Origin of the sequence: Corynebacterium sp. HMSC076G08 (genome assembly GCF_001811515.1) — a bacterium.
GTDB classification, from domain to species: Bacteria; Actinomycetota; Actinomycetes; order Mycobacteriales; family Mycobacteriaceae; genus Corynebacterium; species Corynebacterium hiratae.
Genome location: NZ_KV805011.1, coordinates 20,711 through 46,059, shown reverse-complemented (window position 1 = coordinate 46,059; position 25,349 = coordinate 20,711). Strand labels below are relative to the sequence as shown.

The window sequence follows — 25,349 nt, the reverse complement described above, 5'->3', positions numbered from 1 at the left end:
GGGGGTGTTCGATAGAGTAGGGGCCATGACTGAGACAGTTGTCGTTAATGTTGCTTGGCCCTATGCCAACGGACCCCGCCACATCGGACACGTGGCGGGTTTCGGTGTTCCTTCCGACGTGTTCGCCCGTTTCCAGCGAATGCGTGGCAACGACGTCCTCATGGTTTCCGGTACTGACGAGCATGGCACCCCGTTGCTCGTGCAGGCGGATAAGGAAGGCGTGACGGTTCGTGAATTGGCGGATCGCTACAACCGCCAGATTGTCACCGACCTGGCTGGGCTCGGCCTGTCTTATGACCTCTTTACCCGCACCACCACACGCAACCACTACGCGGTGGTGCAGGAGCTGTTCAAGGGCCTGTACGAGAACGGCTACATGATTAAGGAGACCACCCAGGGCGCGATCTCGCCGTCCACAGGGCGCACTTTGCCCGACCGCTATATCGAGGGAACCTGTCCGCTGTGTGGCGCCGACGGCGCGCGCGGTGACCAGTGCGATAACTGCGGCAACCAACTCGATCCGGTAGATCTCATCAACCCGGTGTCCAAGATCAACGGTGAAACCCCGGAGTTCATCGATACCGAGCACTTCCTGCTGGACCTGCCTGCGGTCAAGGACGTCCTCGAAGAGTGGCTGAAGACGCGCGAGGACTGGCGCCCGAACGTCCTCAAATTCTCCCTCAACCTGTTGGAGGATATGCGCCCGCGCACCATGACCCGTGATATCGACTGGGGCATTCCCATTCCGGTCGAAGGCTGGGAGGATAACGGCGCGAAGAAGCTCTACGTGTGGTTCGATGCGGTGATTGGTTACCTGTCTTCCTCCATCGAGTGGGCCCACCGCACCGGCAACCCGGAGGCTTGGAAGGACTACTGGCAGAACCCGCAGGCACGCCACTACTACTTCCAAGGCAAGGACAACATCACCTTCCACTCCCAGATCTGGCCAGCAGAGCTCTTGGGCTACGCGGGCAAGGGCTCCAAGGGCGGTGAGCTGCACACCTACGGTGAGCTCAACCTGCCCACGGAGATTGTATCTTCGGAATACCTGACCATGTCCGGCTCCAAGTTCTCCTCCTCCAAGGGCGTCGTTATCTACGTCAAGGACTTCCTTGCGGAGTTTGGCCCGGACGCACTGCGTTACTTCATCGCCGTGGCCGGTCCGGAGAACAACGACACCGACTTCACTTGGGATGAGTTCGTGCGCCGCATTAACAACGAGCTTGCCAACGGCTGGGGCAACCTGGTCAACCGCACCGTGTCGATGGCCCACAAGAACTTCGGCGAGGTCCCGGCCCCGGCCGCGTTGGAACAGGCAGACAAGGACATCCTGGCACTGGCGGAGGAGACCTTCACCACCGCCGCGAATTTCCTCGAGCAGTCCAAGTTCAAGCAGGCCATGACCGCCATCATGCACGTCGTCGGCGAGGCCAATGCCTATGTCGCGGCGATGGAGCCGTGGAAGCTGGCCAAGGATGAAACCCAGCGCGAGCGTCTAGCCACCGTGCTGTGGACCGCACTGCAGGTGGTCTCCGACTGCAACGTGATGCTGACCCCGTTCCTGCCCTTCACCGCACAGAAGGTGCACGAGACCCTGGGCCGCGAGGGCCTCTGGGCTGCACAGCCGCGCATTGAAGACGCGGTGGATGATATGCCGGTCGAGCTCGTTGGCGTGGACCTCCCGCCGGAGAATCACCCGTACCCGATCATCACCGGTGACTACGCGGCGCAGCAGGCTGCGTGGAAGCGTGTCGACATTACGCCGGGTACAACGCTGCAGAAGCCGAAGCCGTTGGTGGCTAAGCTCGACCCGGAGCTTGGTGAGACCGGCCCGGAATGGGCCCCGGTTCAGAAGTAAAGGCGTGGGCTCGGCGTTTCGGCGCTCCCTGGCGCCCGTCCTACTCTTTGTTGTTGTCTGCCTGACCGCGTTGAACCTACGGACGGGCATCGCGTCGGTGGCGCCGGTGCTGGGTCAAATCCAAGATTTCTTTGAAATCAGCTCCGGCCAGGCGGGTTTGCTTACCGCACTTCCGGGGCTGTGCTTCGCGGCCATGGGTTTGGCCGCCGTGCCCATTGCTCGGCGGGGCGGGCTCAGCCGCACCTTGGCCGGCGGCACGCTGGCCCTAGTGGTGGGCCTGGCGCTGCGTCCGTGGGTGAGCAGCTTCCCGCTGTTTATTGTCCTGACCCTGTGCGTTGTCGGCGGCATCGCACTGGCGAACATCCTGCTGCCCGCGTGGATCAAGCAGCATGGTTCTGGCCGCACGCTGGTGGCGTTGATGACCACCTACACCACGATGCTGGGCGTATCCAGCGCCCTTGGCCCGCTGTCCGCGGTGACGCAAAGCACGTGGCAAGGCGCGCTGTGGATTTGGTGCCTGCCGGCCATCGCACAGCTAGTGGCGTGGATAGTGGTTCTGCCGCAGGCTGGCAAGGACGTCGCCCACGGGGCGATCGACGGTGCCGGCGCGCCAAAGCCCATGTACACTTCACCCACGGCAGTGGCCATGCTCTTTTTCTTCGGGCTGCAGTCCTCCATGGCCTATGTCCAAATGGGTTGGCTGCCGCGCATGCTGGTAGAGAAGGGCGTGAGTGAGGATACCGCCAGTGTGGCACTTGCCGTCATCGGTGTCTTTAACATCGCCGGCGGCGTGATCATGCCCTGGCTCATTTCTCGCTTGGACCGCCTAACACTCGTGCCGATTGTGCTGGCGCTGTGCACCTGCGCTGGCTGGGGCGGGGTCCTTGTGGCTGCCGACGTCGCCCCGCTCGCCTGGGCCTGCCTGATGGGGATCGGCGGTATGTGCTTCCCACTGGCTCTGGCATTGCTCACCGCCCGCACTCGGAGTGCGCTGACGACCGCACGACTTTCCGGTTTTGTGCAGCCGGGCGGCTACATCTTGGCGGGGCTGTTGCCGCTTTTCGTGGGCGTTGTGCGCGGCGCTACCGGTAACTGGACGGCCGTGCTGATTGCGCTGATGGTGCTCAGCCTCTGCATGCTGATGGCGGGTTTGCGCGCGACTAGGCGGGTCTACATTGACGACGAGCTCGCTGCCTAGCGGGGTCCTCCTTAGTTGCGGTAACTTTTGTATTGCAGCGTTAGTTAGAGTTAACGCCTCGCGTTATTGACGTGTCGCGTTATGGGGGGTATGGTGCATTTATGATTCAGTCGTTCGCGGATAGGGATACAGAGCGCTTATGGAATCGAGAGAGGGTGTCCTCGATAGATTCACGTATTCACTCGGTAGCTCTTCGCAAACTGAGGCAATTGGGCTATGTGCAGAGGCTAGATGAGCTTCGGATTCCTCCGGGGAATAGGCTCGAAGCGTTGAAGGGCGATCGGCGGGGTCAATATAGTATTCGTATCAATGACCAATGGCGGATCTGCTTCCGGTGGACCGCTTTAGGGCCAGAGGAGGTTGAGATCGTTGACTACCACTAAAAAGCTCCCCCCAGTGCACCCAGGTGAAATCCTGATGGAAGATTTTCTTAAGGAAATGGGGATTACCCAGCACAAGCTCGCTGTTTCGATAGGGGTCCCGCCTCGACGTATTAACGAAATCGTCCACGGAAAGCGGGCTATTACCGCCGATACGGCTCTTCGCCTTGCCAAGTTTTTTGGAATGTCCCCACAGTTCTGGCTGGGGTTGCAGACCCATTACGACTTGGATGTCGCAGAGGACAAAATTCTTGCCGAGCTGGACGATATTGTGCCGCTTCAGGCAGCGCCGGCTTAACGCGTTTGCCGTCTGTGACCGCGTAGCGCAGGGTGAGTTGCTCAAGCCGAAGTCGCCGTTGTTGCCAAAGTTTCTCGCCTCGCCGCGGGATCTGGCCAGATCTTTGGCAACAATGGCAGTGCCGTCACTGGTGGTGGGGCGGCTGGCACGCGCCTCCCTGAGTTAGTGGCCATCAAACCGCTTTAGGAGCGGTCGAAGTCGCGCTGCAGGTGCACCAGCCCGAGGCGCACGCCGTCCTTGGTGTGGATATTGGGCATGCGGCCGGTTTCCACGAACCCGAACTTCTTGTGCAGGGCAATGGAGGACTCGTTGGTGTCCACGATGTAGGTAATCATCGTCTCCACGTAGTCATTTTCCTTCGCGTGGTCCATGAGCGTGTCCATGAGCTCGCTGCCCACGCCCTTGCCCCGTGCGGACTCCGCAATATAGATGGAATCCTCCGCCGTGCCGTAGTAGATAGCTGGGGTGACAAACTGGAAGTAGGCGGCCCAGCCAATGATTTCGTCATCGTCCACCGCCACATAGACGGGAAAACCTTCCTCCTCCATCTGTGCGAGCCACTTTTCGCGGTCCTCGACGGACTCCTGCCACGTGACTAGGTTGGTGGCCGGCTTCGCGGCGGAGGCGGCATTATAGATGGCGGCGATTGCGGGGGCGTCGGCAAGCTCTGCGGGACGTACGTGCATGATGTTCCTTAAACCATGAGTTGCAAGTGGGTGAGGTCTATCCAGCGCCCAGCTTTGCGGCTGACTTCTTTTAACGTTCCTACAGTGGCAAAGCCGAACTTCTCATGCAACTTGATGGATGCGACGTTGTCCGCCACGATGAGTGCCAGCAGCGTATGGACCTGCTCCGCCTCGCGGGCATGCTGAACGACTGCATCGAGCAAGCGCGTGCCTACCCCGCGGCCGTGGGCGGTGGGATCAACGTAGATCGTCGTCTCGTAGCAGCCCAGCCACACCTTAGGATCGCGGTAGGGGCGGTAGAGTGCCCAGCCCAAGTACGCGCCATCGTCATCGAAAGCCACGAAACAAGGACAGGCTTCGCGGCGCAGCTGGTGGAGATACTCGGTGCGCTCTTCCACTGTGGCGGGTTCGCTGCGAAAGATGAAGTGGGTCTCCCGGATGGCCCAGTTTAAGGTGGCGGTCATTGCGGGGACGTCGGCGTCCGTCGCTTCACGGATTATCATGCGCGCAAGACTACACTCGCAGCCATGTCTAAGAAGAAGCCACGCCCCATGCCCGTTCCCGCCGAAGGTTTGAGCCAGCTTATCGACGCCCACACGCACCTCGCCTCTTGCCGCGACGCTGACGCCGACCTCGTTGAGCGTGCCCGTGCCGCAGGTGTTGAGCGCATCGTCACCGTGGGCGATGGCCTAGCGGAGGCGGAGAAGGCTTTGGCCGCGGCGCAGGAATTCGACAACGTGTACGCGGCCTGCGCTATTCATCCCACCAAGGCGCATGAACTCGACGAGGCCGCCCGTGCGCGCCTGAGCGAAATGGCTGCGGACCCGCGCTGCGTGGCCATCGGGGAAACGGGTCTGGATACCTACTGGATTTATCATGAGCCGGAACGAACTGCGCCGCTTGACGTCCAGGAGGAAGCGCTTCACTGGCACGCCGAGTTGGCAGCGAAGGTGGGCAAGACGCTGATGATCCACAACCGCGAGGCCGATGAGGATCTCATGCGCGTGCTGGGGGAGTGCGCTGAGGCGCCGAAGGTCATGCTGCACTGTTTCTCCTCGCCACTTGATGTGGCCAAGGAGGCTCTGGAGCGTGGCTACGTTTTGTCCTTCGCCGGCAACGTGACGTTCAAGCGCAACGAGGAGATGCGCCAAGCCGCAGCGCTCGCGCCAGCCGGGCAGCTGCTCATTGAGACGGACGCGCCGTACATGACCCCGGAGCCCTTCCGTGGTGCGCGTAATGAACCTTCGTTGATTGGTCATACGTACCGCTGCGTGGCGCAGGCGCGCGGCCAAGAAGTGGAGGACTTGGCCGCAGAGGTGGCTGAAACCTTCGCCGAGGTCTTCGGAGTGTGATGATCTTCACTCAAAGCAAAGGTGCTGCTCAACGGTGGCGCACGTGTTTGGTGTGACGAGTGTGTTGCCAGTGGTGGCGGCGTGTGAGAACGTCTCGATCGTTACGCTCTGTTACCGTATCGTTATCCAAAGTTAGTCCGGCCTTGATGTTGCCGGCTGGCGTGCATTCGCACGCCACGTCAGGTGCTGAGGAGAGTGCAAAGGCCTCTCTGGGCACGAAGCAACGCAGAGACGAGTAAAGGTTTATGTCCCCGAAGAAGCAGATCAAGCGAATCAACAACTCCCGCTCCCTGCCCCTGCGCATGGCCACCGGCGGTGTGCTCGGCACGTTGGCTGTGGGTGGTGTCGTTGCCGTCGGTTCTCAGAAGGACATCACGCTCGACATCAACGGTGAGACCACCCAGCTGGCTACCTTCGCCGGTGATGTTAACGCGGCCCTCGAGGCCGCAGGTGTGAGCGTTGGCGGGGAGGACGTTGTCTACCCGGCGCTGTCTGAGCAGGTCTCCGATGGTGACTCCATTACCGTTCGTACCGCCAAGCCGGTTGCGGTGACCATCGATGGCGTGGAGACGAAGATGTCCTCCACTGACCTCACTGTGTCTGACCTGCTGGGCGGACTCGACGGCATCGTCCCAGGCGCTGCTATCACCTCCGGTTCCAAGACCGTCGAGGATGATGAGGTTCTGACTGAGGGAATGAACCTTGAGGTGGTATCCCCGAAGATCATTAAGCTCTCTGACGGTGGCTCTGTGTCCTACGCCAGCGTTGCGGCTAAGACCGTGGAGGACGTACTGGAAGCCCGCGGTATCACCGTGGGCAAGGATGACCGTGTGTCGCCGGACCTCGACACTCCCGTCAAGGCCGGCACGGCCATCACCGTGGACCGTGTGGACATCTCGGAAGAGGAGAAGACGGAGGACTTCGACGCACCAGCTACCTACGTTGATGACCCGGAGCTGGAAGAAGGCACCGAGGAAGTCCGCGAGGAGGGAACCCCAGGTTCGCGCACCGTGACCCGCAAGATTGTGAAGGTCAACGGTACGGAAGAGTCCAACGACATCATCAAGGAAGACGTGCGCACCGAGGCCGTCGCCGCAGTCATCGCGCGCGGTACCAAGCCGAAGTCCACCGCACCGGCCGTTGCTGAGGGCTCCGTATGGGATGCCTTGGCACAGTGTGAGGCCACCGGTAACTGGTCCATCAACACCGGTAATGGTTTCTCCGGCGGCCTGCAGTTCACCCCGTCGACCTGGGCTGCTTTCGGCGGCACCGAGTACGCCCCACAAGCCTGGCAGGCCTCCCGCGAGCAGCAGATTGCGGTGGCCCAGAAGGTTCAGGCCGCGCAGGGCTGGGGTGCATGGCCCGCCTGCACCTCGAAGCTCGGCCTGCGCTAAAGCTTCAGCGTCGCGCGTATTAGTCTGGATGACATGACACAACCCCACCTGCTGGGCCCGGTGGAGATCCGCGAGCTCGCCGCTGAGCTCGACGTGACGCCGACAAAGAAGCTGGGCCAGAACTTTTTGCATGATCCCAACACCATCCGGCGCATCGTGGCTGCCGCGGACCTGCAACCGCAGGACCGCGTGGTGGAGGTCGGCCCTGGTTTGGGTTCGCTGACCTTGGGACTACTGGGTGAGGTCGAGCACGTGACGGCCGTGGAGATTGACCCGCGGCTGGCAGGCAAGCTCCCAGATACCGTGGCGGCGCGGGCAGCCAACTTTGCGGATCGCCTCACCGTGGTGGAGAAGGACGCACTCACCGTTGAGGCAGGGGAGTTGGGGGAGCCGACCGCCCTGGTAGCCAACTTGCCCTACAACGTGGCGGTGCCGGTGCTGCTCCACCTGCTGGAGGTCTACCCGTCCATTCGCCGCGTCTTGGTCATGGTGCAGCTGGAAGTAGCTGAGCGCCTCGCCGCCGCGCCAGGCAGCAAGGTCTATGGCATCCCCAGCGTGAAAGCATCCTTCTATGGACCGGTTCGCCAGGCCGGCACGATTGGCAAGAACGTGTTTTGGCCGGCACCTAAGATTGAGTCAGGGTTGGTGCGCATCGACTGCACCCGCCCCTTCGACGAGACACTGCGCCCGCGTCTGTTCGCGCTGATCGACGCCGCCTTTGCCCAACGCCGCAAGACACTTCGCGCCGCCCTGGCAGGTTTCTATGGTTCCGCCGCAGCAGCCGAGGAAGCGCTGCGCGCGGCGGATATCGATCCGCGCCTGCGCGGTGAGAAGCTGGGCGTGGAGGACTTCGTCCGATTGGCGGAAGCCTCATGAGTAGGACAGGAGACGACTCCCCGCAGATCTGGCAGGCGCGCGCCCATGCCAAGGTCAACCTGCACCTGGGGGTGGGGGAGGCCCGCGCGGATGGCTTCCATGAGCTGGCCACCGTGTTTCAGGCCCTCGACGTACATGACCGCGTGAGCTACCGCTGGGGCGAGGAAAGCAGCGTGGTGGTCACCGGCAACCACGCGAAGGGTGTGCCGGCGTCAACCGAGAATCTGGCGTGGCGCGCGGTAGAGCTGGTGGCTCACAACCTCATGTTGCCAGCTGCCGGCACGCTCACGATGGAAAAGAACATCCCCGCCGCCGGGGGCATGGCCGGTGGCTCCGCTGATGCCGCGGCCGCCTTGCTTTTGGCCAACCAAGCTTTGAGCACCGAATTCGGCCGTGAAGCCCTCAGCATGGAGAAGCTCTACGAACTCGCCGCGGAACTGGGCTCCGACGTGCCTTTTACCCTCATGGGCGGCACCGCCTTGGGGCGCGGGCGCGGCGAACTCTTGACCCCGATGCTCTCGCGCGGGCGCTATATCTGGGCGATTATCACCAATGCGGAGGGTTTGTCCACACCCACTGTCTTCCGCAAGCTGGATGAGCTGCGCGCTGCCGGCCGTGGAAGCACACCACACTTGGACACGGAAGCCGTGGGCCAAGCCCTCGTCGGCGGCAACCCCCACGAGCTTGCCGCGGTGATGCACAATGACCTCCAGCCGGCAGCACTCTCTTTGCGTCCGGACTTACGCAAGATTCTCGACACCGGTGAGGCCGCCGGCGCCCTCAAGGGCATCGTTTCCGGGTCTGGGCCTACCTGTGCCTTCCTCTGCGAGGACGAGGAGACCGCACAGGAAGTGGTGGCCCAGGTCTGCGCCGATAACCGCGGAACCCGTGGCCTGGTGACCGCAGGCCCCGCAACCGGAGCAACGCTGGTCTAGCGCCAGCGCTGTAGGTAGCGGTCCTTAGAGGACGGCCATCTCCACGGGCTTGAAGTCGAGCTTGTAGCGCTGCGGCTCCTGGTCACCGAGGAGGTCAAGGACCACCAGTTCTTGCTTGTTCGCATCGGTGACGTAGGCATAGCCGTTTGCCGCCTTGAGGATCGGACCCGGCTGCTGCCACTCCTCGTTTTCCTTCCACGGGGAGATAGCGTCAATCTTCTTTGTTACCTCGCCGGAATCCGGGTCAATGACGTTGAGCTTGCCGTCGGTCGTGAGGACTAAGGCCTCGCCCAGGGGACCGCGGGCCAACGAGCGGAACCAATAGGATTCGCCCAGTTCAACCTTCTTGGCAGAGTAGTCCTCCGTATTGATGAGGGTCACTGAGGTGGGACGCTCGAAGTCGACATCCTTGTCGGTCTTGTTGTCTGCCAAGATGATGTTGGATTCCTCCGAACCCGCAGAATTGCCGGAGCGCTGGTATCCGTCCTTGCCCGCGTAAGCGGAGACGTCGATCTTGTGGAATTCGGTGCCGTCGAAGACGACGGGCCCATCCTCGCAGCCGAAGAAAAGGGAACCGTTGCCGGCGGCAGCTTCGCCGTGGACGCCAGGACACTCAGTGGTTTCCGCAAGGACCTTGCCGGACTTGTCGAGGTGCTGGATGGTGTGGCGCTCGTCTTCCGTGCCCTTCGTGGTGACCACGGAGCCGTCTTTCAGCGGGACGGCCACACCGTGGTGCGCAGCGCCTGTCTCGACGGTGTTGACGGGCTTGGCGTCTTCCTTGCCGATGTCCTCGGTCTTGTAAATCCGTGCCACACCATCGCCGTCGGAGAAGAGCGCGGTAAAGCCGTCGTGGTGAACCACGTGACCGGCGTGCGGTGCGTCGATGGCTGCGCTGAGAAGCTGCGGCTGCGCCGCGTAGTAGTGCTTGTGGTCGCCGTGGGGCTTGGTGATGCGCCCCGTGTCGAAGGTGAGGAAGCTATCGCCCTTGGTCACCATGATGTGGCGGTTATCGCCGGCATCGCTTAGACGGAGGAATGCTTTCAGATCTTCGCTTTCGATGACCTCACCGGTTTCGCCGTCGAGCGTGGTGAGGCCGTTTTTGTGGGAAAGAAGGATACGGTTTGGCAGCTCAGCTACCTCAGTCTCACCTTCCGCGGCTTCGAAGCCGTCATGGCTGTGCTCCCCATCATGGTCATCGTCGTGCTCGGCATGCGCGTGGGAGGCTTCAGCGCTGGAGGGCGACGTGGATTCCTCGCTGTCAGGGGAGGAGCAAGCGGACATGGTGAGGATCGTGGCGGAAAGTGCGGCGCACAGGGCGAGACGTTCTTTTTTCATAGTGCGCCAGAGTATTGGAAGTGAAAATCAATAGCAATAAAGGTAATGGTGCGGGGGTAACCGCGCCGAGGCACTAAGATGAACACTCGATATGGCGAACCTCATTAACCTTGAAAACGTAACCAAGTCCTTTGGGCTTAAGACCCTGCTGGACGGGGTCTCCCTCGGCGTGCAAACCGGTGATCGCATCGGCATCGTCGGCGTCAACGGCGGCGGCAAAACGACGCTGCTGGAAGTTCTCACCGGTATCGAATCCCCAGACTCGGGCCGCGTGTCCCACAACTCGGAATTGCGCATGGCGGTGGTGACCCAGCGCTTTGAATTAGAAGAATCGCTCACCATCGCCCAAGCCATCATTGAGCCGTTGGGCTTGGAGACTTTCGAGTGGGCATCCAACGCGAAGGTGCGCGATGTCCTCGGCGGCCTCGGCATTGTTGACCTAGGGCTAGACACCCCTGTGGGCTCGCTCTCCGGTGGTGAGCGCCGCCGCGTCAACCTGGCTGCCGCACTCGTTCAAGACCTCGACATCGTGGTGCTCGATGAGCCGACCAACCACCTCGACGTCGAAGGTGTGCAATGGCTGGCCAGCCACCTGCTTTCGCGCAAGCTAGCGGTCGTCGTCGTCACGCACGATCGCTGGTTTCTCGACACCGTGGCCACCACTACCTGGGAGGTGCACGACGGTGTCGTCGATGCCTACGAGGGTGGCTATAACGACTGGACCTTCGCCCGCGCCGAGCGCGCCCGCCAAGCCGATGCCATCGAGCAGCGCCGCCAGAACTTGGCCCGCAAGGAGCTGGCGTGGCTGCGTCGCGGAGCGCCAGCGCGTACCTCGAAGCCGCGCTACCGCATCGAGGCGGCCGAGGCCCTCATCGCCGACGTCCCCGCACCGCGCGACAAGGTCGAACTCATGGCCTTTTCCAAGCAGCGCCAGGGACGAGTCGTCATTGAGCTCGAGGACGCAAAGGTCACAACCCCGGACGGTCGCACGCTCGTGGATCACCTCACCTGGCGCTTGGCGCCGGGCGAGCGCATCGGCCTCGTTGGTGTTAACGGTTCGGGCAAGACCACGCTGCTGCGCGCCCTTGCTGGTGAAGTCGAGCTTGCCGCCGGCAAGCGCATCGAGGGCAAGACGGTGCGCCTGGGCTGGCTGCGCCAGGAGCTCGATGATCTGGATCCGGAGCGCCGGCTTCTCGACGCCGTCGAAGACGTTGCCACCTACGTCCACCTGGGCAAGAAAGAGCTTTCTGCCTCCCAGCTGGCCGAGCGCCTGGGCTTTTCCGCCAAGCGCCAACGCACGCCGGTCGGCGACCTCTCCGGCGGTGAGCGCCGCCGTCTGCAGCTGACCCGCGTGCTTATGGCGGAGCCAAACGTGCTGCTTCTCGACGAGCCCACGAACGATCTCGACATCGATACTCTCCAGGAACTGGAGTCCTTGCTGGACTCTTGGCCGGGCACCTTGGTGGTCATCTCGCACGACCGCTACCTCATCGAGCGCATCGCGGATAACACCTATGCGCTGTTTGGGGATGGCAAGCTCACCAACCTGCCGGGCGGAATCGAGGAATACCTGCGCCGCCGCCAGGAGATGGAGGCCGCCACTGCGCGCGGCGTCCTTGATTTAGGAGAAGCTTCCAAGAACTCTGACGAGCAGAGCGCGGACGCCGCCCCGGTCAAGCGGTTGAGCTCCCAGGAGGAGCGCGAGCTGACCAAGAAGATGAATGCGCTGGAGCGCAAGATGGGCAAGCTCGACGATAAGACGGCGCAGCTGAATGAAAAGATGGCGGTGGCTGCAGAGAAGATGTCCTCCGGTGAGGGAGACAGTGGTGAGCTGGCGAAGCTCGACTCCGAGCTCAAGGGCATTGCCTCTGAGCGCGAAGAGCTAGAAATGGAATGGCTGGAGTTGGGGGAGAAGCTCGAGGGGTAGGCCCAGCCCTACCCGAAGAGAGCCGCGATGCCCAGCATCGCCGGCAGCGAGAGGAAGGTGGTGAGGAAGACCGTATCGCGCGCCACCGTTTCTCCCGACTGGTAGGTCGCGGCATAGTTGTAGACGTTCTGTGCGGTCGGAAGCGCGGCCAAGATCAGCGCTGCGTAGAGCTCGTTGCCGCTCAGCCCCAACGCCAAGCCGGCCGCCAGCGCAATCGCCGGCATAGCAATGAGCTTGAGAACCGTGGCGGTAATCGTCGGCAGGCGGTCAACGGCTAACAGCCCGTCACCGGTGAGTGAGGCGCCAAAGCTCATCAGGATCATCGGGATGGAGGCACCACCAAGGATCTCGAGCGGAGCCATAATGACGTCGGGGACGTGCCAGCCTGCGGCGGACACGATGAAGCCGGCGATCGCCGCGATGACCACTGGGGCTGTCAACCCTGAGACCACGGAACTTAAAATCGAACGCAGGCTTGTTCCCTGGGCGTTGAGGCCGGCAATGATGAAGGGCGAGAGGACTGCCATTTGCAGCACCAGCGCGGGCACCACAAAAGTGGCATCACCGATGACATAGGTGGCGATCGGCAGCCCGATGTTCACAGAGTTGTAGTAGCTGGCTGCGGCTGCGCCGGCCATGGTTTCCGCTCCACTGCGCCGGAAGAATAACGCGCTCAGCACCCAATACAAGGCCATCGTGGCGACCGAAGCTATCGCGATGACGGCGACAACCGGCGAGGCAAAGGCCGCAGTATCAGAGGTGGCCACGCTGGAAAAGATCAGCGCTGGGGTCGCCGCCCAGAACGCCGTGCGATTGAACTGCAGGCGCGCCTCACCTTCGCCGATAACGCCGCGCCGAGCCATGATGAAGCCCACGCCGATAACCACAAAAATGATGGCGAAACCGGTTAAGACGTCCAGCAACAGTGATCACCTTTCGGATACTCGTTAAAAAATCCATACTAAAGCCAGCCTTGGCTATTCTTCCATGTCGGCATGCAGCCACCGGCAAGTGATAACAAAGTGGTATCGAAAATCCCACATGAGCGGGAAGTCTTTTTCCGCCGAAGCATTTTTGTGGCACGGTGGAAGGCATGAATTCTTTCCGTCGTGTTTCCCGCATGTCCGCCACCGCCGCCGTGGCAGCTACCCTCACCACTGCTCTGTCGGTGTCCGGTGCCCAGGCCGCCCCGGTTAACTCCTCTTCCGCACAGCTGCAGGACGTAAACCAGCTGTCTTCCCAGGCCGTTGAGCAGGTCAACTCTTTAGAGATCGAGCTGCCTGCGCAGGCCTATGACCTGGCGAAGCAGTTTAACGTCCAGTTGCCGGGCTTCATTAAGAAGCCGACCCCGGCCGTCGCCGGCGAACTCGTTGGTGCTACCCACGCCCACCTGCTCAAGCAGGGCCACCACGAGGATGCCAACGCCAAGAACATCGCGCAGGAGTGGGCAAACCAGGCAGCAGCTGGCAAGGTCACCTTCCACGACAATGCAGGCGATGGGCTGACCCACCTGGAGGAGGGCAGCGGCAACATTTACAAGCTCACCGAATCTGAGGCCAAGGAGCGCGTGGACTGGCTCAACCGCGACGTGCCCGTGACCAAGACGGATGGCACCGGCTTCGGCGTCGCCCAAGCTTTTGACGGAACCTACGTCTATGTGGCGGAGTACTTCTTCAACAAATAATCCTCCCGAGAGGCTCTTTTTAAGGCCCTGCTGGAATTGGGCTAGCTCAGTTCAGCCATTGGCGGGGCCTTCTGCACGTTTTCGTGGAGAAGGTTACAGTGGGGCCCATGATTTTGATCAACGTACAGTTCCACGTCAAGCCCGAGTATGCCGAGACCTTCCTCGACGAGATCGACTGGTACACCAAGGCCTGCCAGGCTGAGCCCGGCTGTATCGATTTCAAGTGGTTCCGCGATCCGGAAGACAAGCAGCGCTTCCTGCTCCTCGAGTCCTACAAGGACGGCACCGACGTTGACCACGTCAACACCGAGCACTTCAAGCGCTCCTGCGAGGAGCTCCCGAAGTACCTGGTGGAGACGCCGGACATCATCAACACTCACATCGATGGAAAGACAAATTGGGATAAGATGAGTGAATTCTCCGTATAGGAGAGTGAGCAGCTTTCAGTAATACGGAAGCGCGCAAGCATCGGCAACGTGAGAACGGCCGAGGGGTGAGCCCCTCGGCCTTCTTTTCTATGTGTCCAGACCCTAGGGAGACACCGCGGCAACCGCCCGAGTTGCCAAAGTTAGAGCCTCTGATTCAAGATCTGGCCAGAACTTTGTCAACTTGGGCAGGGCTTCTAGCGCACTGCCCCGATTGGTTAGAGCGAGCAGGCCGTGGTGGTGGACTTGTCCCCGTTGGCGTACTGCTCGAGGGCGTCGGGAAGCGCCTGCACATACAGCGCTGCGCCCTCGGCCTGTGGGTGCACGCCGTCGTCGTACAGCAGCGACGGGTTCTCTTGGGCCCTGCCGCACCAGTCGGCCACGTAGACGTTGTCGTGCTCCTTTGCAGCCTCGATAATCTCTGCGCGCGCCTGCCCCATCCAGTCGCGCTCGCCGTAGGGCACGACGAGGATGACCGTGCGATCGGAACCGAGAATGGTGAGGAGCTCGTCTATCTCGCCGTCTGCCGCCGGTCCGTTCGTGCCCAGCCCCACAAAGACGGTGGAGCGTAGCTGCCCGGACTCCTTCAGCTGCCGGATTTCCGCAATCGCCTCGGCATACTGGCGGGACACCTCCGCGTCGATGAGAATCCCCGGGAAACGCTCGTTGAGAGCTTCGGAGGCGGCGAGCATGACCGAATCACCCACCGCATTGATCTCCGTGCCCACAGGTAGCGCCCGCTTCTCCTTCGGCTTCGTGGTTTCTGTCGGCGTTGCTGGGGCCGATGCGGCGGCCTGCTCATTGGCATGGGACATGCGCTCCAATTCTCGCTCGAGCTCGGTCTGGTCCTGTGACGTGACCAGCCCATAGGCCACGCCCAGCGCCGAGAGGATCACCATGGCGGGCACGGCGGGCCACATGGCCTTGCCGAAACCGTCTTTCATCTCGGCCACCGTGGGGCGCGAAGCCCAATAGATGCGCCACGTGGCGACATATCCGGCGCGGCGGAAGGGGTTTTCCACGAACTGATACGTCACCTCAGCCAACAGGAAGGACACGGGAAGCGCGAGTAGTCCCAGCAGCCACGCCGGGGCATCAGACAGCTCGCGGAGGATCATCACCACCGGCCAATGCCACAGGTAGAGCGAGAAGGAGCGCTGGCCCAGCCACCGCATCAACCGGGTGCGGAAGAGCCATGTCAGCGGTCCGGTCTCACGCACCACGCCCCAGATCATTGCCGCGCCGAGGAGGCTGGTGAGGACCAGGCCGCCGTGGTAGGTGAACTCAAGGTCCGCGCCCATCCACACCAGCTGCGCCAGGTAACCAACCAGGGCGAGGGCTCCGACGGTCCCGGCGAGAGCACCCGTGCTTGTCGACGCCCACGAGTCCGCCTCCGCCTCCTTCGACGTCGAGGTGAGAAGAAGGGATAAAAGCGCACCGATGAGGAGGCCGAAGGCATGGGTATCGGTGCCGTAATAAACTCGTGTGGGGTCTTCGCCCGGAGTGAACAGCAGCGCCATCGCAGCAGCGGAGGCGACAGCGAGGGCGAGAGAAAGCGCGATGGGCAGGCGCTTGGGCTGGCGCCGCGACAGAGCAAAAGCGCCAAACATGAGCAGGGGCCATAGGAGGTAGAACTGCTCCTCAACGGCCAGGGACCAGTAGTGGGCGAAGACTTGCACCTCATTGGGCGCAAAATAGGTCTGGCTGGTGGCGATTTGGGTCCAGTTGTTGACGAAGAAGAAGGTACCCAAGAATTGTTCCCGGATCCCCACGGCGAGGTCCCCGCCGATTATCGCGACGAGGGCCGTGCACAGGCATAAGACGACGAGCGCAGCCGGAAGGATACGCCGGAAGCGCCGGACCCAGAAGTCGGTGAGGCTGATGCGTCCGCTCACGGCGAATTCGCGCACGAGCAGCGAGGTAATGAGGAAGCCGGAGAGAACAAAGAACATATCCACGCCGAGGTATCCGCCGGGGAGCAGATCCCCGAAGAAGTGGTAGAGCACGACAGCCAAGACCGCGAGACCGCGCAGCCCATCCAGGCCCGGTACCGGGCGCAGGCGCGCGCGACGCTGGCGCGTGACGGTGGCAGATTCCTTCGGCACCGCTGGAGTGTCAGCGCCCTTCGCGTTGTCCTGTCGCGCGGTTTGGCGCTGCTCGCGGGAGCGGCGTGGTGCTTTGAGCTGCTTGCTCGTCGGTGTGCCGACGGGCTGCGAGCGCCGCGCCAAGGCGCGCGATATCTCATTCTCAGGCCGTGGTTCGGGGGAACTCTCGGCGGGTGTGGATTGAGCTGGGGGCTGCGAAGCGGCCTTGGCGATCCGCTCGACAGGCTGAGCCGGACGGGGCTGTTCGTCGCACTGCGGCCGGGTAGATTGAATACGCTGTGGCCGCGTAGCGCGCGGGAGCGAGCGGCGGCGCGGCGAGGGGGTTTCCTCGGCGGCCTCGCGGGCTTTGTGCAGCTTGGCCTTGCGCACAGCGGTTGCCTTGGGGAGGGACCCCGGGTCCAGCTCAAGGGAGGTGTCCGTGGCCCGACGAGGGACACGGGGCCCAGGGGATCGCAGGAACTTCTTCACTGAACACTCCACACGTAAGGGATCGGGGGTCTAGGGAACCGGGGTAATCCTACTCGGGTGGTGGCAGAGAATCGGGAAGGTTTCCTGGGAGCGTGTTAGGTGCGCAGAAGCTGGCGCAGCACCGTGCTCACACCATTGTCGGTATTGGCAGGCGCGATAATATCCGCTATTTCCTTCAGCTTCGGATGCGCGTTGTCCATGGCGATAGCCGTCCCAGCGGCGCGCAGCATTTCGAGGTCATTGAGGTAGTCACCGAAGGCCACGGTGGCGGTGATTGGAACGTTGGCAAGTTCAGCGAGCTTGAGCAAGGCTGCGCCTTTATCCACGCCGCGGGCCATGACATCGAGCCAGACCTTGCCCGATACCGCCACGTTGTCCTCCGGTACGGCACGACGAATCGGCTCGTAGAGGTGAGCCTCGGAACCGGATTCGCAGAAGATGGCGATCTTGATGATGTCGCTATTGGGGACGTCGTCTAAGTCGTCGACCCACGTGACCGCCTTGTAATACTTGGAAATCTCCGCGCGTGCTGCCTGCGTGACATCCCGCGCCACGTAGGCGGTCTCCGGAGAACATAGAACGACGGTCTGCGCCTCGCTGATGGCGGCTGCGGCCTCGCGCGCTGCGCGCACGGTTTCTTCCTGCAGCGGGAAGGTGGCGATGATCTCGCTGCCGCGCAAAATCACCGAGCCGTTCTCGGCAATGAATGTGCCGCCCTTCGGGAACATGTCCTGTAGGGTGGCCAGCTGGCGTCCTGAGGCCGGAACCAGCTCGCAGCCGCGGGCGGTGGCTAGCTCCTCAAGCTCTGAAAAGTCTGCGGGCAGCTGACCGTGGGCATCGAGGAGGGTGCCGTCCATGTCAAGAGCAACAAGCTGTGGGAGCAAGAAATTCACACCAATCTGAAGGTTGGGTTTAGAAGCAGGGGTCGATGTTAAAACCAGCCTCAAAAACAGGTGGCTGAAACATGTGTGATATGGAACACTGGTGCGCATGACTACGACTGATCCAGTACTCGTTTCCGTCCGCAACCATACCGGAGTCCTCGAACTCAATCGGCCGAAGGCCCTGAACTCGTTGACCCCGGACATGATCGATATCATCCGCCGCTCCCTCGAAACGTGGGCGCAGGACGATGAGATTGAGCAGGTCCTGATTTACTCCAATAGCCCTAAGGCATTTTGCGCGGGCGGCGATGTGCGTCACGCGCGGGAGGGAATCGCGGAAGGCAAGCTGGAGGAGGTCGATGCCTTCTTCGCCAGCGAGTACCTCACCAACGGTGATATCGCCGAGTTTCCAAAGCCCTATATCGCCGTCATCGACGGTGTCGTTATGGGTGGTGGATTGGGCATTTCCCTGCACGGCTCGCATCGCGTGGTGACAGAAAAGGCCTTCGCCTCGATGCCGGAGATGAACATCGGATACGTTACCGACGTCGGTGTGGCCTATGCGGCCCAGCGCATGGTGGGCACCCGCGGTATCGCCTCACCGGGCTTGGCCAAGTTCTGGGGTCTTAGTGGATACCGCATGTATGCCGCAGACATGTTGTGGACTGGCGTGGCAACCCACGTTGTCAAGGATGCACAAGAGCTGATTGAGGCCGCCATCGAGCGCGGTATTGATTCTGCGCTGGAGGACCTCGCCCTGCCCGCGCCCGAAGAGCCCGCCCCGCTGGAGCAGGTGGCCAAGGACCTGGAGGAGACGTTTGCCCTGCCAACGTGGGAGGAAATCTCCGCCGAGTTGGATCAGCGCCCGCTCATTGCCGGTGAGGTCCGCCGCCTCATGGCAGGGGCGTGCCCAGCCGCCATTATCGCGGCTAATGAGCTTTATGAGGCAGAGGCCGGTGTCGACGACATCCGCGAGGCCCTTCTTTTGGAACTCAAGCTGGGCATGCACATGTACCGCCGTCCCGACTTTTCCGAAGGTGTGCGCGCGGTACTAGTGGACAAGACTCAGGACGCAGCGTTTAACCCGGCCACCACGGATGAGGTCGACGTCGAAGAATTCCGCGCTGTGCTGAACTCCTAGAGCTTTCACCCCGGCGCTTTGCGCGCACTTAGAGGGGACGCGCCCGGTGGTAGGCAGCGCGCGCCCGCTGCTCGTCCACGCCTGCCGGCACCGCAACGTTGAGGGTGGCTTGCGTGGCCGCCGGAGTCGGTGCGGGGAGGCGGAACGCGGGGGCGTCGGACAGCGCGAGGCCCTGGCGGCCGTCGGGAAGCTGCACCGGCAGCAAAGTCCACAGTCCCAAAACAGGCATGGCCAGCTGCGGCAAGCGCAACGAGCGCGCCTCATCGATTGCTACGCGGGCCCGAATCAGCTCGGGAATTGCATGGTCATACCCGAAGCGGTGCAGGTTCGCCGCTGCTTTGGCGGACATGGAACCGGATAGCTCGTCTGCCCAGGCCCATGAAAAGGTGTTCGTGGAGGCGTCGATGGTGGCAATGAGATGCGCGGGCACTGTCAGCGAGCCATAATCGGAGTTCACCACGGTCCGCGACGTATCGGGATCAAGGTCCGCCCACAGGTTGGGGAAGCGGGCCTCTAAGAAGAAGTTGTGCTCGGTGGCGAGGAAGTGGGCGTCGGCCAACACCTCGCGCGCGCTGAGCCCAGCGCGGCCCGGGGCCTGGGGGAGAGCTACGATCCGGGAGCCGTGGAAAAGCGCGAGATTTTCCGCGTGGCTCTGCGGAATGCCCAGGTAGGAGGACAACTCGGCGGTGGCTAGGCGCTCGTCGACGCCACCGGCGACGTCCCCTGAGTGCTCAATTCCGGCCAGGATGCTCACCCGGGGATCCGGGTTAATCTCCGCGAAATCGACGGCGACCAATGCTTCGCCATCGCCCTGTGGGACGCGGACAACAGGCCGGTCGCCCACCAGCCGTCGTGCCAAGCCGCGCAGCAGGGCAGAGTCAGGTTGTGGCCCGTGGAATTCCGGCTGCGGTGCGTGCTCTGCCATGCCGGTGGCCCAGCGCAGCTCCCCGTTGTGGATGGTGGCAAGACGCAGTCCATCGAAATCATAGACCCCGGAATCAGTGCTAAAACGCACGACGGCGCGCTGATCCAGGTCTGGCTGCCCTTCCTCCGAGGTTGCTGATGCGGAATCGGTGGGAATGAAATTCACCTCGACGTCGCGAACGACGCCTAGGCGTGAGGCAAACGTGGCGTCGATGCCGGCTTGGATAAAGGCGCCAGCGGAGTACAGGTTCTGGGCTGAATCCATGGGTCTCCTTGACTAGTTTGTATTCCTGCGGAAGGGGTGCTCGATGGCCTCCTCGTAGGCCTGAAGGAGGGCTTGGGTGGATTCTACCCAGGAATGCTTTTCAGCTTCGCGGCGGGCGGCCTGGCCCATCTGCGCCCGGCGGGAGGAATCACGCAGGAGGCTGAGAGCGGCGCGGGCCCACGCGGTGTCGTCAGCGTCGGGCTCGATGAGATGTCCTGTGACGCCTTCTTCGATAACGAAGGGGATGCCGCCGGCATTCGTGCCGATGACCGGAACCCCAGAGGCGAAGGACTCGAGAGCCACGAGTCCCAAGGTCTCTGTGGCGGAGGGGAAGAGGAAGACATCCCCCACGGCGAAGGCGGCGGCGAGCTCCTCGCCGGAGAGGTAGCCCGTGAATACGGTGTGCGCAGGATCGAAGTTGGACTTGAGCTCCTCCAAGGCGGGGCCATCGCCGACGATGGCCAGGCGGGCGTCGCTAAGCTGTGCCCTCACCAGTTCCATCACGTGATCGAGGCGTTCCAAGTCCTTCTCCTTGGAGACGCGGCCGATATAGGTCACCAACGGGGAATCCGGGTTACCGTCGGTCAGGCGCTCGCGCATCTGTTCCGTGGCGCGACTGGGGTGATAGGTCTGCGTATCAACAGCCTTGGGCCACAGCTGCACGTTGCGGATCCCCATCATCCGAGCCTTATCCACCATGGGGCCGGAGGTGCACAGGTTCACCGCAGCCTGGTTGTGCAGATACTTCAGCGCGGCTTCGGTCAGCGGCCTAGTCCACCCAATCCCCAGCGCTTCAACGTACTCGGGGACATTGGTGTGGAAGCTGGCTACCAGCGGTACGGCATCGCGCTGCGCGGCAAAGACGCCGAGGGCCGCGGTCCAAATGGGATTGACCGCGTGGATGACATCGGGATCGAAATCCCGGATTTCCTTGAAGAATTTCCACGAGGGCAAACCGAATTTAATCTCCGGGTAGACCCACAGCGACAAACTGGGGATGCGGGTGACCTCGAAGCCGGCATAGGTGTCAGGGGCCTTGCCTGTGGCAAAAATCCGCACCTCATGGCCCATCGCGGCCAGCTGGTCCAGCGTGCGCGTCAGGCGGGTGACCACGCCGTCGATCTTGGGCAGGAAGACCTCGGTAACGATAGCGATGCGCACGAAGGTTTAAGCCTCCGCAGCGTCCGCGCCGTTGGCCAAGGCTTCGGGAACACCAGCGTGCTGCTGGCGCGTCCACAGCGACTGGGCTGGAATCTTGGAGCGGTCAACACGGTCGGCGTACTTACGCGCGACTTCCTCCACCTCGTGGAGCAACCCCTCCGACAAAGTGGTCGGCTCCAGGCCGAGCTCGAGGAACGTGTCGTTGGTGACGTGGAGTTCATTCTCTGCGGATTCCTTGCGCGGGTTCGGCACATAAGCCACTTCCGCACCAGAGATCTTCGCCAGTAGTTCTGCCAGGTCACGCACGCGGTGGGTTTCGGTCATCTGGTTGATGATCTTGACGCGCTCCCCGCGTGCCGGCGGATTCTGCAGGGCTAGCTCGATGCAGCGCACCATGTCACGAATGTGAATAAAGGCGCGGGTCTGTCCGCCGGTGCCGTGGACGGTCAGCGGATAACCAATGCCGGCCTGAATGAGGAAGCGGTTGAGCACCGTTCCGTAGTCACCGTCATAATCAAAGCGGTTAATGAGGCGCTCGTCCTTCTGGGTCTGCTCAGTGTGCGTGCCCCAGATGATGCCCTGGTGTAGGTCGGTGATGCGCAGCTCATCATTCTTGGCGTAGTAGGCAAACAGGTGCTGGTCCAGGACCTTCGTCATGTGGTAGACCGAGCCCGGGTTGGAGGGGTAGAGGATTTGCTGCTTGACGACGCCATTCTCGCCCGCATCCACCTGCACATCCAGGTAGCCCTCCGGAATCTTCATACCGGCGGTGCCGTAGCCGTAGACACCCATGGTGCCCAAGTGGGCGACGTGGATATCTTGCTCAGATTCCACGATGGCGGCGAGCAAGTTGTGGGTGGCGTTGATGTTGTTATCCACCGTGTAGCGTTTGGTGCGCGAATTCTTCATGGAATAGGGGGCGGCGCGCTGCTCAGCGAAGTGCACCACCGCATCCGGGTGTTCGGTATTCAGGAACTCCAGCAAGCCGTCGTAGTCCTGGGCCACGTCGAGGTTACGGAAGCCGATGGTCTTGCCGGAAACCTCGGTCCACGCGGCCAGGCGATCCTCAATGGAGGCGATGGGTGTTAAGGATTCCGCGCCCAACTCCTCATCGATGGCGCGCCGGGAGAGGTTATCCACGATGATGACCTCGTGGCCTTGGTCGGAGAGATAAAGGGAAGCGGGCCAACCGCAGAAGCCGTCTCCGCCGAGAATCGCTACCTTCATTTTTTGTCTCTCCACTTCTTGGGTCGGGGTCAAAACGTGCTGTACCAGCAGGGGTCTAGTCTATGTTGACACGCGTAAGTTGGGGGTTCGTTACGTGGCACACTTTTTTCGAACATACCGTTTGCTCGCCTGCGTCGGGGGCGCGCGGGGTAAACAGTAGATGAATGTTCTCTAAGAGCCTGTAGACTAGCCCGCATGCTTGAAGCCGTGCTGAATGCCTTCGCCGATTCCGTCAACGCGCTTCTCATCGGAATCCTGGTGGCCATCGGCATCATGCTTCCGCGGGGGAGCTACCGCAAGATCGCGGCCCTCGTCATCGTCGGTGACTGGTTCGGCGTGCTCACCGCCGCTGCTGTGGTGATGTTCGTCTTCGTCGGTATCCAGGACAAGGTGGCCGCCGCGCTGGAATCACCGCTGCTTGGTTGGGGTCTGGTGGTCATCGGCCTGGGGCTGGGCCTTCTGGCCTGGCGCTCCAAGGGCGAACCCAATGACATGGTGCAGAAACTCCTCGGCCCACTGCGCACGCCCTCGGCCAAGACTGTCGCGGTGGGCTATGCCATGGGTGTTATCCAGTCCTTGACCTCCGTACCCTTTTTCTATGGGCTGATGCACCTTGCTGCCGGGGATTTCAGCAACACCGTTAAATACGGAGGCCTTTTCTTCTATGCCACCTTCGCGCTCTCGCTGCCCACGGTGTGCGGGCTTTTCATCGCGCTTGTGCGGGCGAAGCCAGACTCCTGGGCTGGTCGCGCCTTCGCGTGGGCGCGGGAAAACTCTGCAGCAGTGGCACTATGGAGCGGCTACGGAGTGGCCGCCTTCCTGGTGGTGATGGGTCTCGTTGCTCTTCTATAACGAGCCGGCTGGTGGGCAAGAGTTCAAAAGTGAACTGCCCTAGTTGCCAAAGTTCTGGTCAGTTTTTGCGGCGGGCTCGGGAGTTTTGTCAACAACGGCAGTTGCGGTGCTAGTCGTAGAGGACTTCGTCGAGGGGGAGGGCGTCGCCAAGCGGCGCCTGATTCTTAGCAATGTCGACGTAGCGCGCGGCGTGCGGGATGAAGGCGGCCGATTCCTCAGGGCTCAACTCACGCCGCACCTTGGCGGGCACCCCGGCGGCCAAGGCACCGGCGGGAATGTTTTGGCCCTCGAGCACCACCGCGCCGGCGGCGATGAGAGAGCCTGTGCCCACGGTGGAGCCGGAAAGCAAAGAAGACTTCATTCCAACCAGCGTGCCCGCGCCCACGTGCGTGCCGTGGAGCATGGCCATGTGGCCCACGGTGACGTCATCCTCCAGCACACACGGCGCAGTGGTTTCGACGTGGATGACGCAGTTGTCCTGGATATTGACGCGGGCGCCAAGGCGAATGGCACCAACATCCCCGCGCAGCACGCTGCCATAGAACACGGAAGAATCTGGCCCGATGGTGACGTCACCGATGATGGTGGCATTCGGTGCTATCCAGGCGCTGCGGTGGATGCGGGGTGTGTGCCCTTGGAAGGGGAGGATGAGCATGGCGGACTAGCTTTCTTCAGGGGTGGGTTCGACGGACACAGCGAGTGACTCGGAAATTTCATAATCGCCGGGCTCCGCGTTGAGTTGGGACAGCGTCTCTCTTTCTGCAAGCGACAACGGGATGGCCCATCCCTTCTTGGGGTCGTGGACGGGACGCTGTTCTTTAGTCGTGGGGGAGAGATGCACCGTGGTCTGAGGGCCACGTAATTGCGCAGATTCGCCGGAGCGCGCCACCTCACTGAGCACCTGCGCACCGGCAGGGGAGGTAACCAGGATGATGAGACCGCTCGCAGTGTGCACGGAAAGATGATCGAAAGAAACCTCGACGGCGTGGGGATCCGGGGAGGCCAAACGGACAGTGCTGGAGCCGCCAAGCTTGTCGACGGCATTCTTAACCGCAGAAAACAATCCCATGGCGCGATCCTAGCGCGGGGGTACCATCGGGCACTGTGATTGACGCGAAAGATACAGCACTCGTCATTGAAGGCGGCGGCATGCGCAATTCCTATACCGCCGCGTGCATCGTCAAGCTCCTAAAGGAGGAGGTGGAATTTGGCTGGGTTGGAGGTGTTTCCGCGGGCTCTTCACACACCGTGAACTTCCTCTCCCGCGACGTGAGCCGCTCGGAAGAATCCTTCGTGGATTTTGCCAAGAACCCCAGCTTCGGTGGCCTGGGTTCGCTGCTGCGCGGTAGCGGCTACTTCAATGCGGAGTTCATCTATGAGAAGGCCGCCGATCAGGACATGCCCTTTGACTGGGAAGCATTTCAGGCCAACCCGGCGCAGATGTGTATTTCCGCCGCGCGCGCCGATACCGGGGAGAGCGTGTACTGGGGGCGCAATGACATAAAGACACAAGAGGACCTGATGGTGCGCGTTCGCGCGTCTTCGACGTTGCCGCTGATCATGCCGATGCGTGTTATCGATGGCGCACCGTACGTCGACGGTGCGATGGGGGAATCCGGTGGCATCCTCATCGAGCAGGCGGAGAAGGCCGGCTTTGAAAAGTTCTTGTTCCTTGGCTCGAAACCGCGTGGCTACGTGCGGCCTGAGGTAGGGCGGCCCGCGGCGCTGCGACGAATCTTCCGAAAGTACCCTGCCGTGGCGGAGTCAATGATTGCCCGGCCGCCCCGGTACAACGCCTCCAAGGAGCGGCTTCTGGAGCTGGAAAAGGAGGGGCGTGCACAGCTTTTCTTCCCAGAGGATATGCAGGTGGCTTCGACCGAGCGCTCGGTGACTAAGCTGCGCGCGAACTATGAAGCCGGGCGCGCGCAGACCTATGCGGAATGGCCGGCGTGGAAGGAATTCCTCAGCAGTTAA

At 62.0% G+C, this 25,349-nt stretch carries 25 protein-coding genes; 14 read left to right on the top strand and 11 right to left on the bottom strand.

What is annotated here, in order from left to right:
* Nucleotides 1-25 precede the first annotated feature (25 nt).
* The 4 genes from metG (at nucleotide 26) to HMPREF2806_RS02020 (ending at nucleotide 3,734) form a co-directional block, all read left to right on the top strand.
* Nucleotides 26-1,858: a methionine--tRNA ligase gene (gene metG, locus HMPREF2806_RS02035; RefSeq protein WP_070515920.1), complete on the top strand. Its 1,833-nt coding sequence runs from the start codon at nucleotides 26-28 to the stop codon at nucleotides 1,856-1,858.
* 4 nt (nucleotides 1,859-1,862) lie between these two features.
* Nucleotides 1,863-3,056, top strand: a complete 1,194-nt coding sequence (locus tag HMPREF2806_RS02030) for an MFS transporter (RefSeq protein ID WP_070515918.1) — start codon at nucleotides 1,863-1,865, stop codon at nucleotides 3,054-3,056.
* A gap of 101 nt (nucleotides 3,057-3,157) precedes the next feature.
* Nucleotides 3,158-3,439 carry a type II toxin-antitoxin system RelE/ParE family toxin gene (locus HMPREF2806_RS02025; RefSeq protein WP_046646946.1) on the top strand — a complete coding sequence of 94 codons (282 nt, stop codon included), beginning with the start codon at nucleotides 3,158-3,160 and terminating at the stop codon, nucleotides 3,437-3,439.
* Between the two features lie 34 nt (nucleotides 3,440-3,473).
* Nucleotides 3,474-3,734, top strand: a complete 261-nt coding sequence (locus tag HMPREF2806_RS02020) for a HigA family addiction module antitoxin (protein WP_046646945.1) — start codon at nucleotides 3,474-3,476, stop codon at nucleotides 3,732-3,734.
* A 182-nt stretch (nucleotides 3,735-3,916) separates the two neighbouring features.
* Here HMPREF2806_RS02020 and HMPREF2806_RS02015 read toward each other — a convergent pair whose 3' ends face one another.
* Both HMPREF2806_RS02015 and HMPREF2806_RS02010 read right to left on the bottom strand, forming a co-directional pair.
* A complete protein-coding gene (locus tag HMPREF2806_RS02015) occupies nucleotides 3,917-4,420 on the bottom strand; it encodes a GNAT family N-acetyltransferase (protein ID WP_046646944.1) in 504 nt (167 codons plus the stop codon).
* An 8-nt stretch (nucleotides 4,421-4,428) separates the two neighbouring features.
* A complete protein-coding gene (locus HMPREF2806_RS02010) occupies nucleotides 4,429-4,923 on the bottom strand; it encodes a GNAT family N-acetyltransferase (RefSeq protein WP_080975046.1) in 495 nt (164 codons plus the stop codon).
* Nucleotides 4,924-4,947: 24 nt separating this feature from the next.
* Between HMPREF2806_RS02010 and HMPREF2806_RS02005 the strand changes: the two genes are divergently transcribed.
* The 4 genes from HMPREF2806_RS02005 to HMPREF2806_RS01990 all read left to right on the top strand — a co-directional run bounded on the left by HMPREF2806_RS02005 (nucleotide 4,948) and on the right by HMPREF2806_RS01990 (nucleotide 8,977).
* Complete coding sequence (locus tag HMPREF2806_RS02005) at nucleotides 4,948-5,772, top strand: TatD family hydrolase (RefSeq protein ID WP_046646942.1); 825 nt, start codon at nucleotides 4,948-4,950, stop codon at nucleotides 5,770-5,772.
* Nucleotides 5,773-6,017: 245 nt separating this feature from the next.
* Nucleotides 6,018-7,166 carry a resuscitation-promoting factor gene (locus tag HMPREF2806_RS02000; RefSeq protein WP_070515916.1) on the top strand — a complete coding sequence of 383 codons (1,149 nt, stop codon included), beginning with the start codon at nucleotides 6,018-6,020 and terminating at the stop codon, nucleotides 7,164-7,166.
* A gap of 33 nt (nucleotides 7,167-7,199) precedes the next feature.
* Nucleotides 7,200-8,042, top strand: a complete 843-nt coding sequence (rsmA, locus tag HMPREF2806_RS01995) for a 16S rRNA (adenine(1518)-N(6)/adenine(1519)-N(6))-dimethyltransferase RsmA (RefSeq protein ID WP_070515914.1) — start codon at nucleotides 7,200-7,202, stop codon at nucleotides 8,040-8,042.
* Nucleotides 8,039-8,977 (top strand): 4-(cytidine 5'-diphospho)-2-C-methyl-D-erythritol kinase, encoded by a 939-nt coding sequence (locus tag HMPREF2806_RS01990; protein ID WP_070515912.1) that lies wholly within the window; start codon nucleotides 8,039-8,041, stop codon nucleotides 8,975-8,977. Before rsmA ends, HMPREF2806_RS01990 begins: the two co-directional genes overlap by 4 nt.
* Before the next feature lie 24 nt (nucleotides 8,978-9,001).
* Here HMPREF2806_RS01990 and HMPREF2806_RS01985 read toward each other — a convergent pair whose 3' ends face one another.
* Nucleotides 9,002-10,312, bottom strand: coding sequence for an NHL repeat-containing protein (locus HMPREF2806_RS01985; protein WP_070510391.1), 1,311 nt, complete (start codon nucleotides 10,310-10,312; stop codon nucleotides 9,002-9,004).
* Between the two features lie 91 nt (nucleotides 10,313-10,403).
* Here HMPREF2806_RS01985 and HMPREF2806_RS01980 point away from each other — a divergent pair, with 91 nt between their 5' ends.
* Nucleotides 10,404-12,239, top strand: a complete 1,836-nt coding sequence (locus HMPREF2806_RS01980) for an ABC-F family ATP-binding cassette domain-containing protein (RefSeq protein WP_070515910.1) — start codon at nucleotides 10,404-10,406, stop codon at nucleotides 12,237-12,239.
* Nucleotides 12,240-12,247: 8 nt separating this feature from the next.
* Here HMPREF2806_RS01980 and HMPREF2806_RS01975 read toward each other — a convergent pair whose 3' ends face one another.
* On the bottom strand, nucleotides 12,248-13,162 hold the full coding sequence (locus tag HMPREF2806_RS01975; RefSeq protein WP_070515908.1) for an AEC family transporter: 915 nt from the start codon (nucleotides 13,160-13,162) through the stop codon (nucleotides 12,248-12,250).
* Between the two features lie 170 nt (nucleotides 13,163-13,332).
* Between HMPREF2806_RS01975 and HMPREF2806_RS01970 the strand changes: the two genes are divergently transcribed.
* Together HMPREF2806_RS01970 and HMPREF2806_RS01965 are read left to right on the top strand one after the other, a co-directional pair.
* Nucleotides 13,333-13,923 (top strand): hypothetical protein, encoded by a 591-nt coding sequence (locus HMPREF2806_RS01970; protein ID WP_070515907.1) that lies wholly within the window; start codon nucleotides 13,333-13,335, stop codon nucleotides 13,921-13,923.
* A 107-nt stretch (nucleotides 13,924-14,030) separates the two neighbouring features.
* Nucleotides 14,031-14,351, top strand: coding sequence for a putative quinol monooxygenase (locus tag HMPREF2806_RS01965; protein ID WP_070515906.1), 321 nt, complete (start codon nucleotides 14,031-14,033; stop codon nucleotides 14,349-14,351).
* 215 nt (nucleotides 14,352-14,566) lie between these two features.
* On the opposite strand, the gene HMPREF2806_RS01960 is transcribed toward HMPREF2806_RS01965, so the two are convergent.
* Both HMPREF2806_RS01960 and HMPREF2806_RS01955 read right to left on the bottom strand, forming a co-directional pair.
* A complete protein-coding gene (locus HMPREF2806_RS01960) occupies nucleotides 14,567-16,822 on the bottom strand; it encodes an acyltransferase family protein (protein WP_255365987.1) in 2,256 nt (751 codons plus the stop codon).
* A gap of 194 nt (nucleotides 16,823-17,016) precedes the next feature.
* The gene (locus HMPREF2806_RS01955; protein WP_232745227.1) at nucleotides 17,017-17,814 is read right to left on the bottom strand and encodes an HAD-IIB family hydrolase; all 798 of its coding nucleotides are present in this window, start codon (nucleotides 17,812-17,814) and stop codon (nucleotides 17,017-17,019) included.
* A 97-nt stretch (nucleotides 17,815-17,911) separates the two neighbouring features.
* Between HMPREF2806_RS01955 and HMPREF2806_RS01950 the strand changes: the two genes are divergently transcribed.
* Entirely contained in the window at nucleotides 17,912-18,946 is a 1,035-nt protein-coding gene (locus tag HMPREF2806_RS01950; RefSeq protein ID WP_070515905.1) for an enoyl-CoA hydratase/isomerase family protein, read from the top strand.
* A gap of 28 nt (nucleotides 18,947-18,974) precedes the next feature.
* On the opposite strand, the gene HMPREF2806_RS01945 is transcribed toward HMPREF2806_RS01950, so the two are convergent.
* The 3 genes from HMPREF2806_RS01945 to HMPREF2806_RS01935 are packed head-to-tail and all read right to left on the bottom strand — an operon-like array spanning nucleotide 18,975 to nucleotide 22,523.
* The gene (locus tag HMPREF2806_RS01945; RefSeq protein ID WP_070515904.1) at nucleotides 18,975-20,135 is read right to left on the bottom strand and encodes a DUF6882 domain-containing protein; all 1,161 of its coding nucleotides are present in this window, start codon (nucleotides 20,133-20,135) and stop codon (nucleotides 18,975-18,977) included.
* 12 nt (nucleotides 20,136-20,147) lie between these two features.
* Nucleotides 20,148-21,296 (bottom strand): glycosyltransferase family 4 protein, encoded by a 1,149-nt coding sequence (locus tag HMPREF2806_RS01940; RefSeq protein ID WP_049154244.1) that lies wholly within the window; start codon nucleotides 21,294-21,296, stop codon nucleotides 20,148-20,150.
* Nucleotides 21,297-21,302: 6 nt separating this feature from the next.
* Nucleotides 21,303-22,523, bottom strand: a complete 1,221-nt coding sequence (locus tag HMPREF2806_RS01935; RefSeq protein WP_049154246.1) for an NAD-dependent epimerase/dehydratase family protein — start codon at nucleotides 22,521-22,523, stop codon at nucleotides 21,303-21,305.
* Nucleotides 22,524-22,718: 195 nt separating this feature from the next.
* Between HMPREF2806_RS01935 and HMPREF2806_RS01930 the strand changes: the two genes are divergently transcribed.
* Nucleotides 22,719-23,375 carry a sulfite exporter TauE/SafE family protein gene (locus tag HMPREF2806_RS01930; protein ID WP_046646929.1) on the top strand — a complete coding sequence of 219 codons (657 nt, stop codon included), beginning with the start codon at nucleotides 22,719-22,721 and terminating at the stop codon, nucleotides 23,373-23,375.
* Nucleotides 23,376-23,484: 109 nt separating this feature from the next.
* Here HMPREF2806_RS01930 and HMPREF2806_RS01925 read toward each other — a convergent pair whose 3' ends face one another.
* Nucleotides 23,485-24,030, bottom strand: a complete 546-nt coding sequence (locus tag HMPREF2806_RS01925) for a gamma carbonic anhydrase family protein (RefSeq protein WP_049154248.1) — start codon at nucleotides 24,028-24,030, stop codon at nucleotides 23,485-23,487.
* A gap of 6 nt (nucleotides 24,031-24,036) precedes the next feature.
* Nucleotides 24,037-24,444, bottom strand: coding sequence for a hypothetical protein (locus HMPREF2806_RS01920; protein ID WP_049154249.1), 408 nt, complete (start codon nucleotides 24,442-24,444; stop codon nucleotides 24,037-24,039).
* A gap of 35 nt (nucleotides 24,445-24,479) precedes the next feature.
* On the opposite strand from HMPREF2806_RS01920, the gene HMPREF2806_RS01915 reads away from it, so the two are divergent.
* On the top strand, nucleotides 24,480-25,349 hold the full coding sequence (locus HMPREF2806_RS01915) for a patatin-like phospholipase family protein (protein WP_049154251.1): 870 nt from the start codon (nucleotides 24,480-24,482) through the stop codon (nucleotides 25,347-25,349).

What these genes read in the sequence shown, in the direction of transcription:
- metG (WP_070515920.1), top strand. Translation starts at nt 26, where the DNA reads ATGACTGAGACAGTTGTCGTTAATGTTGCTTGGCCCTATGCCAACGGA.
- HMPREF2806_RS02025 (WP_046646946.1), top strand. Translation starts at nt 3,158, where the DNA reads ATGATTCAGTCGTTCGCGGATAGGGATACAGAGCGCTTATGGAATCGA.
- HMPREF2806_RS02020 (WP_046646945.1), top strand. Translation starts at nt 3,474, where the DNA reads ATGGAAGATTTTCTTAAGGAAATGGGGATTACCCAGCACAAGCTCGCT.
- HMPREF2806_RS02015 (WP_046646944.1), bottom strand. Translation starts at nt 4,420, where the DNA reads ATGCACGTACGTCCCGCAGAGCTTGCCGACGCCCCCGCAATCGCCGCC.
- HMPREF2806_RS02010 (WP_080975046.1), bottom strand. Translation starts at nt 4,923, where the DNA reads ATGATAATCCGTGAAGCGACGGACGCCGACGTCCCCGCAATGACCGCC.
- HMPREF2806_RS02005 (WP_046646942.1), top strand. Translation starts at nt 4,948, where the DNA reads ATGTCTAAGAAGAAGCCACGCCCCATGCCCGTTCCCGCCGAAGGTTTG.
- HMPREF2806_RS02000 (WP_070515916.1), top strand. Translation starts at nt 6,018, where the DNA reads ATGTCCCCGAAGAAGCAGATCAAGCGAATCAACAACTCCCGCTCCCTG.
- rsmA (WP_070515914.1), top strand. Translation starts at nt 7,200, where the DNA reads ATGACACAACCCCACCTGCTGGGCCCGGTGGAGATCCGCGAGCTCGCC.
- HMPREF2806_RS01990 (WP_070515912.1), top strand. Translation starts at nt 8,039, where the DNA reads ATGAGTAGGACAGGAGACGACTCCCCGCAGATCTGGCAGGCGCGCGCC.
- HMPREF2806_RS01985 (WP_070510391.1), bottom strand. Translation starts at nt 10,312, where the DNA reads ATGAAAAAAGAACGTCTCGCCCTGTGCGCCGCACTTTCCGCCACGATC.
- HMPREF2806_RS01980 (WP_070515910.1), top strand. Translation starts at nt 10,404, where the DNA reads ATGGCGAACCTCATTAACCTTGAAAACGTAACCAAGTCCTTTGGGCTT.
- HMPREF2806_RS01970 (WP_070515907.1), top strand. Translation starts at nt 13,333, where the DNA reads ATGAATTCTTTCCGTCGTGTTTCCCGCATGTCCGCCACCGCCGCCGTG.
- HMPREF2806_RS01965 (WP_070515906.1), top strand. Translation starts at nt 14,031, where the DNA reads ATGATTTTGATCAACGTACAGTTCCACGTCAAGCCCGAGTATGCCGAG.
- HMPREF2806_RS01950 (WP_070515905.1), top strand. Translation starts at nt 17,912, where the DNA reads ATGACTACGACTGATCCAGTACTCGTTTCCGTCCGCAACCATACCGGA.
- HMPREF2806_RS01945 (WP_070515904.1), bottom strand. Translation starts at nt 20,135, where the DNA reads ATGGATTCAGCCCAGAACCTGTACTCCGCTGGCGCCTTTATCCAAGCC.
- HMPREF2806_RS01935 (WP_049154246.1), bottom strand. Translation starts at nt 22,523, where the DNA reads ATGAAGGTAGCGATTCTCGGCGGAGACGGCTTCTGCGGTTGGCCCGCT.
- HMPREF2806_RS01930 (WP_046646929.1), top strand. Translation starts at nt 22,719, where the DNA reads ATGCTTGAAGCCGTGCTGAATGCCTTCGCCGATTCCGTCAACGCGCTT.
- HMPREF2806_RS01925 (WP_049154248.1), bottom strand. Translation starts at nt 24,030, where the DNA reads ATGCTCATCCTCCCCTTCCAAGGGCACACACCCCGCATCCACCGCAGC.
- HMPREF2806_RS01920 (WP_049154249.1), bottom strand. Translation starts at nt 24,444, where the DNA reads ATGGGATTGTTTTCTGCGGTTAAGAATGCCGTCGACAAGCTTGGCGGC.